The following is a 14,028-nucleotide window of genomic DNA, read 5'->3' as shown; positions in this document are numbered from 1 at the left end:
CGTCCGCCGGCTTCCCGGCCGTCTCCACCGCGCCCTCGGCCGTCCGGCCCGCCGGTATCGGATCCCGGGCCGGCTCGGCCTCAGCCTCGGCCTCCCGCTCCGACGCTCCCGCTCCCGCCCCCGCGGCCCTCCGCTCGAGGACCTTCCGCAGCACCGGCCGCACCAGCTCCCCGACCAGCAGCGCCAGCAGCAGGTACAGGGTGAGCGCCAGCCACAGGTACCCCGGCCAGGCCAGCACCCGCTGAAGGGTGAACGGCGCCTCGGTGCGGGAGGCGACCATGCCGCCGATGAACAGCAGCCACCCTCCGGCGATGACCGCCGCGCCGATACGGCGCACAGGTCCGGGGCCCGCCGTGGTGTCCCGGAACAGACGGCGCCACACGTACCAGTTGCCCGTCACGAGGACGGCGACGACCAGCAGTGCGACGAGTACGAAGACGATGGCCACGAGGCGGACTTCTCCTGTTTCCCTACGGCGTCACGAGGTGCGTGACGTCCGGCTCAATGCGCGCAGACCGCGCAACCCGATGCCCCCGACGATCGTCCCCAGTACGAAGGAGACGACGGCGAGCGTCAGATGAACGAAGAAGTACGCCGTGGGGTGCCCGTCGTCGAAAGCGAGCCCACTGCTGTCCTTGACCAGGTTCTTGACGAAAGTGATCCAGATGACCCAGCTCCACACCCCGAAGGCGAGCAGGAACCAGGAGACGGGGCGGCTGAGCTTCATGCGTCCAGTATCGCCGCGCGGTGTCCGGTTCCCTGCGCGGGGTGGGGACCGGGCCGGGACGTCCACGGAGATGGCATGTACCTTGCGGACCGTGCCCGCTACCGAGAAGACCGTCCGGCGCTCCCTGCTGGTCGCCTCCGCCGTCCTGCTGTCCACCGCGCTGACCGCGCCGGCCGCCCTCGCGGCCCCGAGCCCCTCCACCTCGCCGCCGGCCGCTCCCCCGGCGCACACGCCGGTCGTGGGCGGGGAGCGGCTGGGGAAGCCGGGGACGCAGGTGAACCTGGCCGCCGGTGTCCCGGTGCTGCCCAAGGGGCTGTCCGGCCGGTCCTGGATCGTCGCCGACGCCGAGACCGGTGACGTGCTCGCCGCGCACGACGCGCACCGGCCGCTGGCCCCGGCGAGCACCCTGAAGATGCTGTTCGCCGACACGCTGCTGCCGAAGTGGCCGCGGACGACGACGCACCGGGTGGAGCCCTCGGACCTGGCCGGCGTGGGGGCCGGGTCCAGCATGGTGGGCGTCAAGGAGAACGAGACGTACTCCGTCCACGACCTGTGGCTGGGCGTCTTCCTGCGCTCCGGGAACGACGCGGTGCACGTGCTGGCGGCGATGAACGGCGGCGTGGACAAGACCGTCGACGAGATGAACGCGCACGCCGAGGAGCTTCAGGCCCTCGACACGCACGCCGTGAGCCCCGACGGCTACGACGCCCCGGGCCAGGTGTCCTCCGCGTACGACCTGACCCTGATCGCCCGCTCCGGGCTGCAGAAGAAGGACTTCCGAGAGTACTGCTCGACGGTGCGGGCGCAGTTCCCCGGGGAGACGAAGAAGAACAAGAAGGGCAAGCGGGTCCGGGAGTCCTTCGAGATCCAGAACACCAACCGGCTGCTCAGCGGCGACTACGACGTGCCCGTCTACCAGGGCATAGCCGGGGTGAAGAACGGCAACACCACCAACGCCGGGGCGACCTTCACCGGTGTCGCCGAGCGCGACGGCAAGGTGCTGCTCGTCACCGTGATGAACCCGAGCAAGAAGGAGTCGAACGAGGTCTACAAGGAGACCGCGCGCCTCTTCGACTGGGGCTTCGCCGCGGCCGGCAAGGTCGAGCCGGTGGGCGAGCTGGTGCCGCCGAAGAGCGTCGCGGACGCCACGGCCGCGCCCGGCCCGTCCGCCTCGCCCGGCCAGGCGGGCGGCACCGGGGCAGGGTCGCAGCCGGTGGCGAGCGCGCACACCGGCGGCGGCGCGGACGGCATGGGCGTGGCGCTCGGCATCACCGGCGGGGTGCTGGTGCTGCTCGCGGGCGGCGCGTTCCTGGTCAACCGGCGCTGGCCGCTGCCGGACCTGGTGCGCCGCCGTCCCCGTCCGTGACCCCGCCGGCCCCGTCGGCCTCGTCGGCCTCGTCCGCCTTGCCGGGCGTGGCCGTCCAGGCGGCGCAGAACAGGACGAGTTTCGTGGTGAGGTTGATCCACAGCAGCAGCGCCACGGGCACGCCGAACGCGCCGTACATGCTCTTCGCGGCCACGCCCTGGATGTAGCCGCTGAGCAGCAGCTTCAGCAGTTCGAAGCCGACGGCGCCGGTGAGCGCGGCGATGGTCACCCGGCGCCGGGTCGGCTCGACGCCGGGCAGCAGGGTGAGGACGTACAGCAGGAGCAGGAAGTCGGTGCCGACGGCGACGGCGAACGCGGCCACGTGCAGCACCGCCCCGCCCCAGCCGCCCTTCTCCAGACCGGCGGCGTCGCTGATCCGGCCGACCAGGGCGGTGGCGACGGCGGACGCGGCCAGGGTGACGAGGACCGCGCCGCCGAGGCCGACGAGGATGCCCGCGTCCTTGCCCTTGCGCAGGAGCGGGTTCTCGTCCTCGTCGGGCAGCTCCCACACCGCGCGCAGGCACTCCCGCATGGCGCCGGCCCAGCTGATCCCGGTGAACACCAGGACGGCGCCGGCGATCAGGCCGACGGTGCCCGCGTTGTCCACCAGCTCCCCGACGTCCAGCTGGTCGGAGATGCCGGGCACCTGGTCGGTCACGGTGTCCTGGAGGGCGTCCTGGCGCTCCTTGCCGAGGGTCGCCGCGCCGATCGCGGCGGCGACGGTGAGCAGCGGGAACAGCGCGACGAAGCTGCGGAACGTCATCGCGGCGGCCAGCCGCGTCCAGTGCACCCGGTCCAGCCGCTCGAACGACCGCCACGCGTGCGTGAGCGACAGCCGGGTCACCCACGGCCCCACCACCGGGAACTTCTTCAGCCAGTCCACGACCCGACTCTGCCCGCGTCACGGAAGACCAATGTCCGGGTGCCCCAGAAACGGACGACGGTGGCCAGCGCCATGCCGACCACCGCCCCGGACACGGTGTCCGCGCGCTGCGAGGTGAGCCCCAGCCCGTAGTGGCTGACGGCCAGGCAGAGCAGCTGTACGGCGGCGCCGGCGAGGTTGACGGCGACGAACAGGGCGTAGGGGCGGGCGCCGCGCACCCGCCGGTCGCGGTAGGTGCCGTGGGCGTTGCCCGCGTAGGCGACGGTGCAGCCGGCGACGAAGGACAGCGCCTTCGCGGTGAGCGGCCCGAGTCCGCCGGGGCCGCGCAGCAGGAGGAACAGGGCCAGGTCGACGGCGTAGGCGAGCAGGCCGGCGGTCGCGAAGCCGAGGAGCTCCCGCCGGTGCCGGCGCAGGCGGTCCCTCACCAGTCTGCCACCGCCAGGGCGTACATCGCCGCCCACACCAGGCCGATGAGGGCGAGGGCGCGGTCGCCGAGCACCACGTCCTCCGGTTCGCCCGCGGTGCCCCGGTCGGCGAAGACGGCGTAGCGCAGCACGGCGAGGACGAACGCGACGACGGACAGCTGACGCCAGGGCAGCACGCTGGTGTGCGGCACGCCGCCCTCCTCCAGCGCCCACAGGCAGTAGCCGAGGACGGCGACCCCGGCCGCGAGCTGCCACACGAACCGCAGATAGCCGGTGGTGTACTCGGTGAGCAGCGCGCGCGTCGCGCCGTTGTTCCCGGCGAGCTGCACGGCCTCGGAGTAGCGCTTGGCGGCGACCATGAACAGCGCGCCGAAACCGGTGGTGATGAGGAACCAGCGGGACAGCGGGATGCCGAGGGCCAGCCCGCCGGCCGTCGCGCGCATCACGAACCCGGCGGTGACGACGGCGAGATCGACGACGAGGACGTGCTTGAGGCTGACGCAGTAGGCCAGTTGCATCACGAGGTACCCGGCGAGCAGCGCGGCCAGCTCCGGCGGGCACAGCAGGGCGGCGGCGGCCGGGGCGAGCACGCCGAGGGTGATCCCGGCGGCGTAGGCGACGGGCACGGGGACCTGTCCGGCGGCGACCGGGCGCCGGCACTTCACGGGGTGCGCGCGGTCGGCCTCGGCGTCGCGAGCGTCGTTGACCAGGTAGACGGCGGCGGCGCAGGCGGTGAACAGCGCGAACACCAGGGCGAGCCGGGTCAGGGCGTGCGCGGTGAAGAGGTCGCCGGCGGCGGCCGGGGCGGCGGCCACCAGGACGTTCTTCACCCACTGCTTGGGCCGCGCGGTGCGCAGCAGTCCGGTGAGGAGTCCGCCCCGGGCGGGCGGCGCGGCCTGCCCGCGGTCGGAGCGCTCGCGCAGCAGCGTCACGCCGTGCCTCCTGTCATCCAGCGGGCGCCGAGCCGGGCGGTGAGCGCGCCGAGGGCGGCGCCGGCCGCCACGTCCGACGGGTAGTGGACGCCGGCCACCAGCCGGGACACGCACACGGCGGCGGCCAGCGGCGGCACCGCGCGGGCGCCCAGCGCGCCGAAGGCGACGGCGGCGGCAGCGGCGGAGGTGGCGTGGGAGCTGGGGAAGGAGTGCCGTCCGACGGTGCCGACCAGCGGCTCGACGTGCGCCGGGCGGGGGCGGCGCACGACCCGCTTCACCACCGAACTCGCCGCGTGCGCGCCCGCGGTGAGCGCGGTGCCGCGCAGCCAGGCGCCGCGCCGGGGACGGTCCACGACGGCACCCGCGAGGCCCGCCGCGACCCACACGGCGCCGTGCTCCCCCGCGAAGGACAGGGCGCGCGCGGTCGCGGCCACGCGCGGATCGGAGCCGCACGCCCTGAGCGCGGAGACGATCCGGTGGTCCATCCCGTGCAGACCGCGGGGCCGGAGGAGGTCGTGCTGGTCGTCCATGTGGCTCACTGTTCACCCCCGGCGCACCGGAATTCCATCGCTTCGGGACGACATCCCATTAATCACCCGTTTCGGGGACGGGATTGACGTTTCAAAACCAATGGCTCACAGAGGGGCGATACGGTCGCCGTCATGCCTGCCGACACCGTTTCCGTCACGGGGTGGGGCCGCACCGCTCCGTCCGCCGCCCGGCTGGTCCGTCCGCGGACGTTCGAGGAGGCCGCCCTGGCCGTCCGGGGGTGCGGGGCGCGCGGCGGCATCGCGCGCGGCCTCGGCCGGGCGTACGGGGACGCCGCGCAGAACGCGGGCGGCGAGGTCTTCGACATGACGGGCCTGGACCGGATCCACGCGATCGACGCGGACGCCGGCACCGTGCTGTGCGACGCGGGCGTGTCCCTGCACCGGCTGATGGAGGTGCTGCTGCCGCTGGGCTGGTTCGTGCCGGTGACGCCCGGCACCCGGTACGTGACGGTCGGCGGGGCGGTCGGCGCCGACATCCACGGCAAGAACCACCACGTCAGCGGGTCCTTCTCGCGCCATGTCGCGTCGTTCGAACTGCTCACCGCCGACGGCCGGGTGCGCACCGTGGTGCCGGGCACGCCGCTGTTCGAGGCGACCGCGGGCGGCATGGGGCTGACCGGGGTGATCCTCACCGCGACGGTCCGTCTCCAGCCCGTACGGACCTCCTGGATGTCCGTCGACACCGAACGCGCGTCCGACCTCGACGATCTGATGGCCCGTCTCGCCGACACCGACCACCGCTACCGCTACTCGGTCGCCTGGATCGACCTGCTGGCGCGCGGGAAGGCCACCGGCCGCGCCGTCCTCACCCGCGGCGACCACGCCCCGCTGGACGCCCTGCCGCGCTCCGCCCGCGCCCGCCGGGACCCGCTGTCGTTCCGCACCTCCCGTCTGCCGGCCGCGCCCTCCTTCGTGCCGGAGGGGCTGCTCAGCCGGACGACCGTGGGGCTGTTCAACGAGCTGTGGTACCGCAAGGCGCCCCGCGCCCGGACCGGGGAGCTCCAGCGGATCCCCGCCTTCTTCCACCCGCTGGACGGCGTGCCGCACTGGAACCGCGTGTACGGGCGGGGCGGCTTCGTGCAGTACCAGTTCGTCGTCGGGCACGGCCGGGAGGACACCCTGCGCCGGATCGTGCGCCGGATCTCCGAGCGCCGCTGCCCGTCGTTCCTCGCCGTCCTCAAGCGGTTCGGGGACGCCGACCCGGGCTGGCTGTCGTTCCCGGTGCCCGGCTGGACCCTCGCGCTGGACATCCCCGCGTCGCTGCCCGGCCTCGGCGCCTTCCTCGACGAGCTCGACGAGGAGGTCGCCGGCGCCGGCGGCCGTGTCTACCTCGCCAAGGACTCCCGGCTGCGCCCCGAGCTGCTCGCGGCCATGTACCCCCGGCTGGACGACTTCCGAGCCCTGCGCGCCGAACTGGACCCGCGCGGGGTGTTCACCTCGGACCTGTCCCGCCGCCTGTGCCTGTGACCCTCCCCCTCTCCCGGCCCTCTGAGGAGCTGTCGTGAAGGACGCCTTCGGCCTCCCCCAGTCCCTGCTCGTGCTCGGCGGTACGTCCGAGATCGCGCTGGCGGTCACGCGGCGGCTGATCGCCCGCCGTACCCGCACGGTGTGGCTGGCCGGCCGCCCCTCCCCCCGCCTCGACGAGGCGGCCGGGCAGCTGCGCGCGCTCGGCGCCGAGGTGCACACCGTCGACTTCGACGCGCTCGACCCGGCCGGCCACGAGGACGCCCTCGGCAAGGTGTTCGCCGAGGGCGACGTCGACATGGTGCTGCTCGCCTTCGGCACCCTGGGCGACCAGGCGCGCGACGAGCGGGACCCGCGGGCCGCGGTACGGGTCGCACAGACCAACTACACCGGCGCGGTCGCCGCGGGCCTGGTCTGCGCGGGCGCACTCCAGGAGCAGGGGCACGGCTCGCTGGTGGTGCTGTCGTCGGTCGCGGGCGAGCGGGCCCGCCGCGCCAACTTCATCTACGGCTCCAGCAAGGCCGGCCTGGACGCGTTCGCGCAGGGCCTCGGCGACGCGCTGTACGGCACGGGCGTGCACGTGATGGTGGTGCGCCCCGGCTTCGTACGCACCCGGATGACGGCAGGCCTGCCCGAGGCCCCCCTGGCCACCACCCCGGAGGCGGTGGCGGCAGCCGTGGAACTGGGCCTACGACGCCGCGCGGAAACGGTGTGGGTGCCGGGCGCACTGCGCATGGTGATGTCGGCACTGCGGCACCTTCCGCGGGGCGTGTTCCGCCGGCTGCCGGTGTGAGACCGGGCGGCCCGGTCGGACGGTGTCGGCCGGCCGGCCCGGTCGTCAGGCCACGGCAGCCGGGCCGTGAGGTCGGACGGCTGGGTCGTAAGGCCGGACGGCCGGGTCATCAGGCCCGGCGACCCGGGCGGTGGGCGGCCGGGTGCCCGGTCACGAGGCAGCCGGACAGGCGGGCCGAAGGCCGGAGGACAGACGGGGCCGGGTGGGCCCGGTCAACGCGCGGAGACCGAGCCTCGGTCGACGTGTCCGCCCTGCGGGGGCACCACGACCGTGCCGAACGGGAAGTCGCGCAGCTTGCGCCACACCGCGTCGGCGCCCTGCTCGTAGAGGGCGAAACCGGTGCAGGGCCACTCGGCCTCGTAGCCGGCGAGGTCCTCGTAGGCGCGGTCCATGGCCGCCTCGTCGATGCCGTGCGCCACGGTGACGTGCGGGTGGTACGGGAACTGCAGCTCGCGGGCGACCGGCCCGGAGGGGTCGCGGACCTGCTGCTGAAGCCGGGTGCAGGCCTCGGCGCCTTCGACGACCCGGACGTACACCACCGGTGACAGCGGCCGGAAGGTGCCCGTGCCCGACAGCCTCATCGGGAACGGCCGGCCCGCCGCCGCGACCTCCGCGAGGTGCGCCTCGACGGCCGGGACGGCCGTGTCGGCGACCTCCGTCGGCGGCAGCAGGGTGACGTGCGTGGGGATGCCGTAGGCGGCGGCGTCGCCGAAGCCCGCGCGCAGCTGCTGAAGCCGGCTGCCGTGAGGCTCCGGGACCGCGATCGACACGCCGATCGTTACGGTCCCCACGTCGTCTCCTGTCGTTGTGGTGGTGAAGCGCGGTGGTGGAGCGGTGCGCGTCCGGGTGACCGCCGAAGCGGCCATCCGTCCTCGACTGTACGACCACGACCCGGATGCGGGCAGGCGCAGTCGGAGTGATGTACAGCGCTGTGCGGTGGTACGGACGGGGCCCGTGGGCCCGTTCACCGCGCCGGTGCGGTGAACGCGCCCGGTGCTGTCAGTGCTTGGCGGGCAGGAAGCCGACCCGCTCGTACGCCTGGGCGAGGGTCTCCGCGGCGACGGCGCGCGCCTTCTCGGCCCCCTTGGCGAGGATCGAGTCGAGCGTCTCCGGGTCGTCCAGGTACTGCTGGGTGCGCTCCCGGAACGGGGTCACGAAGTCGACCATGACCTCGGCCAGGTCCGTCTTGAGCGCGCCGTAGCCCTTGCCCGCGTACTTCTCCTCCAGCTCGGGGATGCCGGTGCCGGTGAGGGTCGAGTAGATCGTGAGCAGGTTGCTGACGCCGGGCTTCTCCGCCACGTCGTAGCGGATCACCGTGTCGGTGTCGGTGACGGCGCTCCTGACCTTCTTGGCGGTGGCCTTCGGCTCGTCGAGCAGGTTGATCAGGCCCTTGGGGGTGGACGCCGACTTGCTCATCTTGACCGCCGGGTCCTGGAGGTCGTAGATCTTCGCCGTCTCCTTGAGGATGTACGGCTTCGGCAGCGTGAAGGTGTCGCCGAACCGGCCGTTGAAGCGGGTGGCGAGGTCGCGCGTCAGCTCGATGTGCTGGCGCTGGTCCTCGCCCACCGGCACCTCGTGGGCCTGGTAGAGCAGGATGTCCGCGACCTGGAGGATCGGGTACGTGAACAGCCCGACGGAGGCGCGGTCGGCGCCCTGCTTGGCGGACTTGTCCTTGAACTGGGTCATGCGGGAGGCCTCGCCGAAGCCGGTGAGGCAGTTCATCACCCACGCGAGCTGGGCGTGCTCCGGCACATGGCTCTGCACGAAGAGGGTGCAGCGGTCCGGGTCGAGGCCGGCGGCCAGCAGCTGGGCCGCGGCGAGCCGGGTGTTGGCCCGCAGCTCGGCCGGGTCCTGCGGCACCGTGATCGCGTGCAGGTCGACGACCATGTAGAAGGCGTCGTGGGTCTCCTGGAGCGCCACCCACTGGCGGACGGCACCGAGGTAGTTGCCGAGGTGGAAGGAGCCCGCTGTGGGCTGGATTCCGGAGAGCACGCGGGGTCGATCGAAGGCCATGTCCCCCATTCTCTCAGGTTTCACGGAGCGCTCAGGAACGGTCCGGGAACAGGTGGGAACCGATCCGTTCCGCGGGGTGTAACAAGAGTGTGAGGACGCGGGAGGGGGGCCGCATCGTCGATGAGGCCGCGGTGATCGCACGCGTACGCGCCGGGCAGCCGGAGGCGTTCGCGGAGCTGGTGCGCGCCCATACGGGCATCGCGCTCAGGGCGGCCGCCGCGCTCGGGGCGGGACCGGACGCGGAGGACGTGGTGCAGCAGGCCTTCGTCAAGGCGTACTGCGCGCTGGGCCGGTTCCGGGACGGCGCGGCCTTCCGGCCGTGGCTGTTGTCGATCGTGGCCAATGAGACGAGGAACACAGTGCGCGCGGCGGCACGCAGGACGACCCTGGCCGGCCGGGAGGCGGCCCTCGTCGGGGGCGAGCCGGTGATACCGGAGTCGGCCGACCCGGCCGTGGCCACGCTGGAGACGGAGCGCCGGGCGGCCCTGCTGGCCGCCCTGGAGAAGCTGAGCGAGGAGCACCGCCTGGTCGTCACCTACCGCTATCTGCTGGAGATGGACGAGCGGGAGACCGCCGAGGCCCTGGGCTGGCCCCGGGGCACGGTGAAGTCCCGTCTGAACCGCGCCCTGCGCCGGCTCCAGCGGCTGCTCCCGGAAGGGGGTGCGCCGGCGTGAGCGGACAGCGGGAGGAGGAGCTGCGGCGCCTGCGCGAGGAACTGCGCGCCTACGGCCGCTCCCTGGACGCCCCGGACGGGACGGCGGGCGCGGAGACGATGGCCGAGCGGGTGCTCGCCCGGATACTCGCCGAGCGGACGCCCGTCCCCGAGGCGGCTCCCGTCCCCCGGTCCCGCCTGCGGGCGGTCCGGCGCTGGACGCGGCGCCGCTGGCGCTCCCTGCTGGCCGCCCTGTGCGGTCTGCTGACGGTGCTGGTGCTGACGCCTCCGGTGCGGGCGACGGTGAGCGACTGGTTCGGCTTCCACGGCGTGCGGGTACGGCAGGACCCGTCGGCGGTGCCCTCCCCGGGCGCCCGGGTGCCCGGCTGCGGGCGGTCGCTGTCCCTCGCCGAGGCGGAGCGGCGGGCCGGGTTCACGCCGCTGGTCCCGGAGGCGCTGGGCGCTCCGGACGCGGTGACGGTGAGCGCGCTGCCGCGGGGCCGGTTCCTGATGAGCCTGTGCTGGCGGGAGGAGGGGCGGACGGTCCGCCTCGACGAGTTCGCGGGCGGCCTGGACTACATGTTCACCAAGACGCTCCGGTATCAGCCCGAGTGGCTGGACGTGGACGGCCCCGCCCTGTGGTTCCCGCGCCCGCACGTCCTGACCTTCTGGATGACGGACGTACAGGGCCACCGTTTCACCCGCGAGGAACGCACGGCGGGCCCGACCCTGCTGTGGAGCCCCACGGGCACGGTGACGCTCCGCCTGGAGGGCGTGACGGACCGACTGCGGGCGCGGGACATCGCGGCATCCGTGCCCGAGGGCCTCATGCCACCTTGATGACGACCTTGCCCGAGGCGTGACCGCTCTCGACGGTGGCGAGGGCGGCCGGGGCGTCGGAGAGCGGATGGACGGCGGTGATCACGGGTGTGAGGAGCCCGTCGAGGGCCAGCCGGGCCGCCCGCTCCAGGTTCCGGCGGTCGGTGCGACGCTCGACGAAACGCCCGCCGAGTTCGGGCACGGACATGTCCCCCACCGAGATGACGTCGCGGGGGTTCCGGGCCAGCGGGGCGACCGTCCGCAGCGAGGCGCCTCCGGCCAGGTCGACGATCCCGTCGAAGCCGTCCGGAACCAGCTCGCGTGCCGCGGCGGTGACGTCCTCGGCGGTGTAGTCGACGAACCGCACCCCGACGGCCTCGGCGTGCTCGCGTTTGGCGGTGCTTCCGGTGCCGATCACCCGCAGCCCGCGCCCGACGGCCAGCCGGGCGACGGCGAGGCCGACCCCGCCCCCGACCCCGTTGACCAGGACCGTGGCGCCGGCCGGGAGGCCGAGCTGGTCGAGCGCGTCCACCGCGGTCGTCCCCGCCACCGGCAGCGTCGCCGCCACGGTCGCGGTCAGACCGTCCGGGACACGCGCGGTGTGCGGCGCGGACAGCACCGTCGTCTCGGCGTAGGTGCCGCCACCGGTGAGGGCGAAGCCGAAGACCGCGTCCCCCACCTCGAGCCCGTCGACGTCCTCGCCCCGGGCGAGCACGGTTCCGGCCGCCTCCATGCCCAGCACGCGGGGGAACGGACGCCCGCCGTCCAACCCGTCGACCAGACCCGCGCGCAGGATGTGGTCGAGGGGGTTCACGCCGGCCACCTCGACCCGGATCAGCACCTCGCCGCGAGCAGGGACGGGATCGGGACGCTCGAAGAACTCCTGCACCTCAGGCCCGCCGTACCTGCCGAAACCCCATGCCTGTCCCATCGTCCGCCGCCTCTCGTACCGACCGGCCCGGTGTTTCCGGGCTCGGTCGCCATCCTCATCTCTGACATCGATGTGAGGGGCAAGAGGCTGAGACGCAGGTCACAGCATCAGGCGGACCGCACCGCCGGTTCCGGGTCCGGAACCGGGTCCGGAACCGGGTCCGGGTCCGGGTCCGGGGACAGCTTCGCCCGGTGCCGGCTGTTGGCCGCGATCAGCACGTCGAGTGCGTCCCGGGTCTGGATCAGGTGCGCGATGTCGGCGTCGATCCGGTCGCGCTCGCGCACCATCGCCGTGTACGTCTCCTCGGCGACGTCCAGGTCGTCCGGGACGTCCACGCAGGGCAGCACCGTGGCGATCACCCGGCTGGACATCCCCGCGTCGAACAACTGCCGGATGAGCGACACGCGCTGGACCGCGGCCTCGGCATAGTGACGCTGCCCCGCGTCGGAGCGTGAACTGGCCAGCAGGCCCTGCTCCTCGTAGTAGCGCAGTGAGCGCGGACTCACGCCCGTGCGCCTGGACAGCTCGCCTATCCGCATTTCTCAGAGCCTACGCCGCGTGCTGCGGACACCCCACAGAACCGGGCTGCACGGATCCGCCCGCACGGAACCGACCGCTTGGAATGCATGGGAACCCCCTCCAACCGAGCGGTGTACCAGAAGTGACAGGCGGCTCGCGCCAGGAGCCGCACGGGCTTCGACCAGCCACGAGGGGGACCGACATGCACCACTTCAAGGACGGCGTACGACGGCTGACGGCGGCGGCCGCCGCGCTGACCGCGACGCTGGCCCTGATCGTCTGGGCCGCGTCACCCGCCTCCGCCGGAGGCCCGACGAGCGTCCTGGTGGTCTCACCGGAGAGCCAGGAGACGGCGTCGGCGTACTGCACCGACACGGCGTACAGCGAGCTGGAGCGGCTGCTCGGCCCGGTGGGCAGGGGCTCCCGCGAAAGGCCCCCGGAGGCGGTGTCGGCCTCGGCACGGCAGTTCAACGTGACCTGGCTGGTGCACGACGTGACACCGTGGCGGGTGGACCGGGTGTTCATGGCGGACGCGGGCCAGGACGCGTGGATACACACGGCGGAGCGGTTCAACGAGTCGCCGAACGGCCTCTGGCACCGCGCCCAGGACCCGGCGCACCTGTACAAGCTGCTGTACTCGCTGGGCGTGATGGGCGAGAGGACGAGCGCCGTGCCGGCGCCGGGGATCTACCCGGCGCCGTGGGAGACGGAGCAGGCCGCGCCCGGGGAGGATCGGGCCGCGGATGCGGCGGTCTCCAAGACCCGTGCCGTGGCGGCGACGGACGACGACGGCACCGACTGGTGGTGGGCGGCACCGGGCCTGGCGGCGGGAGCCGTCCTGGCCCTGGTGCTGCGCCCGTACGCGCTCCGGGGAGCGGCCGCCGTGCGCGACCGCAGGAACCGGGGGGACGACGGCCCCCGCCAACAGCTGCTGGACATATGACCGAGGCGGCTGGAGGCGCCCCCGGCCGACCGGGGCGCCTCCAGCCACCAGGGCGGCCTCAGCCCAGGTCGATCTCCGGGTACAGCGGGAAGCCCGCGACCAGATCGGTGGCCCGGCGGGAGATCTCGTCGGCGACCTTCTCGTCGAGGACGTGCGACGCCTTGGACGGCGCACCGGACTTGGTGGTGCCGGGCTCCGTGGTGGTGAGGACGCGGTCGATGAGACCGGCGACCTCGTCCATCTCCGCCGTCCCGAGCCCGCGGGTCGTGAGCGCCGGCGTGCCGATGCGGATGCCGGAGGTGTACCAGGCGCCGTTGGGGTCGGCCGGGATGGCGTTGCGGTTGGTGACGATGCCCGAGTCGAGGAGGGCCGCCTCGGCCTGGCGGCCGGTGAGACCGTAGGAGGTGGCGACGTCGATCAGGTTGAGGTGGTTGTCGGTGCCGCCGGTGACCAGGGTGGCGCCGCGGCGCATCAGACCTTCGGCGAGGGCGCGGGAGTTGTCGACGATGCGCCGGGCGTAGTCCTGGAATGCGGGCCGGCGGGCCTCGGCGAGGGCGACGGCCTTGGCGGCCATGACGTGCGGGAGCGGGCCGCCGAGGACCATCGGGCAGCCGCGGTCGACCTGGTCCTTGAGGGAGTCGTCGCACAGCACCATGCCGCCGCGCGGGCCGCGCAGCGACTTGTGCGTGGTGGTGGTGACGATCTGGGCGTGCGGGACCGGGTCGAAGTCGCCGGTGAGTACCTTGCCGGCGACGAGGCCCGCGAAGTGCGCCATGTCGACCATGAGGGTGGCGCCGACCTCGTCGGCGATCTCCCGCATGATCCGGAAGTTCACGAGACGGGGGTAGGCGGAGTAGCCGGCGACGATGATCAGCGGCTTGAACGCGCGGGCGGTGGCGCGCAGCGCCTCGTAGTCGATCAGGCCGGTGGCCGGGTCGGTGCCGTAGGACCGCTGGTCGAACATCTTGCCGGAGATGTTGGGGCGGAAGCCGTGGGTGAGGTGGCCGCCG

At 73.6% G+C, this 14,028-nt stretch carries 16 protein-coding genes and 1 pseudogene; 6 read left to right on the top strand and 11 right to left on the bottom strand.

The annotated features are described in order from the left end of the window. Positions 1–448 (bottom strand): annotated as a pseudogene (locus tag CCN29_RS12660) (metallophosphoesterase); the annotation flags it as partial. A gap of 30 nt (positions 449–478) precedes the next feature. Next, on the bottom strand, positions 479–727 hold the full coding sequence (locus CCN29_RS12655) for an SCO4848 family membrane protein (protein ID WP_006133463.1): 249 nt from the start codon (positions 725–727) through the stop codon (positions 479–481). 91 nt (positions 728–818) lie between these two features. Between CCN29_RS12655 and CCN29_RS12650 the strand changes: the two genes are divergently transcribed. Continuing rightward, on the top strand, positions 819–2,093 hold the full coding sequence (locus CCN29_RS12650) for a D-alanyl-D-alanine carboxypeptidase family protein (RefSeq protein WP_031017181.1): 1,275 nt from the start codon (positions 819–821) through the stop codon (positions 2,091–2,093). Here the strand turns inward: CCN29_RS12650 and CCN29_RS12645 are convergent. The 4 genes from CCN29_RS12645 to CCN29_RS12630 are packed head-to-tail and all read right to left on the bottom strand — an operon-like array spanning position 2,041 to position 4,863. Next, on the bottom strand, positions 2,041–2,976 hold the full coding sequence (locus CCN29_RS12645; protein WP_031017183.1) for a YihY/virulence factor BrkB family protein: 936 nt from the start codon (positions 2,974–2,976) through the stop codon (positions 2,041–2,043). The two genes, CCN29_RS12650 and CCN29_RS12645, sit on opposite strands and share 53 nt — an antisense overlap. Beyond that, positions 2,964–3,401 (bottom strand): GtrA family protein, encoded by a 438-nt coding sequence (locus CCN29_RS12640; protein WP_031017186.1) that lies wholly within the window; start codon positions 3,399–3,401, stop codon positions 2,964–2,966. The genes CCN29_RS12645 and CCN29_RS12640 overlap by 13 nt, the downstream gene beginning before the upstream one ends. Next, positions 3,398–4,333, bottom strand: a complete 936-nt coding sequence (locus tag CCN29_RS12635; RefSeq protein ID WP_006133467.1) for a decaprenyl-phosphate phosphoribosyltransferase — start codon at positions 4,331–4,333, stop codon at positions 3,398–3,400. Before CCN29_RS12635 ends, CCN29_RS12640 begins: the two co-directional genes overlap by 4 nt. After that, entirely contained in the window at positions 4,330–4,863 is a 534-nt protein-coding gene (locus CCN29_RS12630) for a phosphatase PAP2 family protein (protein WP_086681781.1), read from the bottom strand. Before CCN29_RS12630 ends, CCN29_RS12635 begins: the two co-directional genes overlap by 4 nt. A 132-nt stretch (positions 4,864–4,995) precedes the next feature. Here CCN29_RS12630 and dprE1 point away from each other — a divergent pair, with 132 nt between their 5' ends. After that, positions 4,996–6,351, top strand: a complete 1,356-nt coding sequence (gene dprE1 / locus CCN29_RS12625; RefSeq protein WP_006133469.1) for a decaprenylphosphoryl-beta-D-ribose oxidase — start codon at positions 4,996–4,998, stop codon at positions 6,349–6,351. Positions 6,352–6,385: 34 nt separating this feature from the next. Then, positions 6,386–7,141: a decaprenylphospho-beta-D-erythro-pentofuranosid-2-ulose 2-reductase gene (gene dprE2 / locus CCN29_RS12620; RefSeq protein ID WP_006133470.1), complete on the top strand. Its 756-nt coding sequence runs from the start codon at positions 6,386–6,388 to the stop codon at positions 7,139–7,141. A 212-nt stretch (positions 7,142–7,353) separates the two neighbouring features. Here dprE2 and CCN29_RS12615 read toward each other — a convergent pair whose 3' ends face one another. Together CCN29_RS12615 and trpS are read right to left on the bottom strand one after the other, a co-directional pair. Further along, on the bottom strand, positions 7,354–7,932 hold the full coding sequence (locus CCN29_RS12615) for a 2'-5' RNA ligase family protein (protein ID WP_006133471.1): 579 nt from the start codon (positions 7,930–7,932) through the stop codon (positions 7,354–7,356). Between the two features lie 208 nt (positions 7,933–8,140). Further along, positions 8,141–9,154 carry a tryptophan--tRNA ligase gene (gene trpS / locus CCN29_RS12610; protein ID WP_006133472.1) on the bottom strand — a complete coding sequence of 338 codons (1,014 nt, stop codon included), beginning with the start codon at positions 9,152–9,154 and terminating at the stop codon, positions 8,141–8,143. A 131-nt stretch (positions 9,155–9,285) separates the two neighbouring features. Between trpS and CCN29_RS12605 the strand changes: the two genes are divergently transcribed. Both CCN29_RS12605 and CCN29_RS12600 read left to right on the top strand, forming a co-directional pair. Further along, positions 9,286–9,828, top strand: coding sequence for an RNA polymerase sigma factor (locus CCN29_RS12605; protein ID WP_006133474.1), 543 nt, complete (start codon positions 9,286–9,288; stop codon positions 9,826–9,828). Next, entirely contained in the window at positions 9,825–10,646 is an 822-nt protein-coding gene (locus CCN29_RS12600; protein ID WP_006133476.1) for a hypothetical protein, read from the top strand. The genes CCN29_RS12605 and CCN29_RS12600 overlap by 4 nt, the downstream gene beginning before the upstream one ends. Here CCN29_RS12600 and CCN29_RS12595 read toward each other — a convergent pair. Then, on the bottom strand, positions 10,633–11,556 hold the full coding sequence (locus CCN29_RS12595; protein ID WP_086681777.1) for an NADP-dependent oxidoreductase: 924 nt from the start codon (positions 11,554–11,556) through the stop codon (positions 10,633–10,635). The two genes, CCN29_RS12600 and CCN29_RS12595, sit on opposite strands and share 14 nt — an antisense overlap. 107 nt (positions 11,557–11,663) lie before the next feature. Then, positions 11,664–12,095: a MerR family transcriptional regulator gene (locus CCN29_RS12590; RefSeq protein ID WP_086681774.1), complete on the bottom strand. Its 432-nt coding sequence runs from the start codon at positions 12,093–12,095 to the stop codon at positions 11,664–11,666. A 182-nt stretch (positions 12,096–12,277) separates the two neighbouring features. On the opposite strand from CCN29_RS12590, the gene CCN29_RS12585 reads away from it, so the two are divergent. After that, positions 12,278–13,018 carry a hypothetical protein gene (locus CCN29_RS12585; RefSeq protein WP_086681771.1) on the top strand — a complete coding sequence of 247 codons (741 nt, stop codon included), beginning with the start codon at positions 12,278–12,280 and terminating at the stop codon, positions 13,016–13,018. A gap of 58 nt (positions 13,019–13,076) precedes the next feature. Here CCN29_RS12585 and CCN29_RS12580 read toward each other — a convergent pair. Next, positions 13,077–14,028, bottom strand: a 952-nt coding sequence (locus CCN29_RS12580; RefSeq protein WP_442538341.1) for an aminotransferase class I/II-fold pyridoxal phosphate-dependent enzyme, incomplete at its 5' end; no start/stop codon positions are given.

The sequence above is a fragment of the Streptomyces pseudogriseolus genome, assembly GCA_002154585.1.
Classification (GTDB): domain Bacteria; phylum Actinomycetota; class Actinomycetes; order Streptomycetales; family Streptomycetaceae; genus Streptomyces; species Streptomyces pseudogriseolus.
The sequence above is the reverse complement of the archived record's forward strand: the minus strand, read 5'-3'. Positions and strand labels throughout refer to the sequence as shown.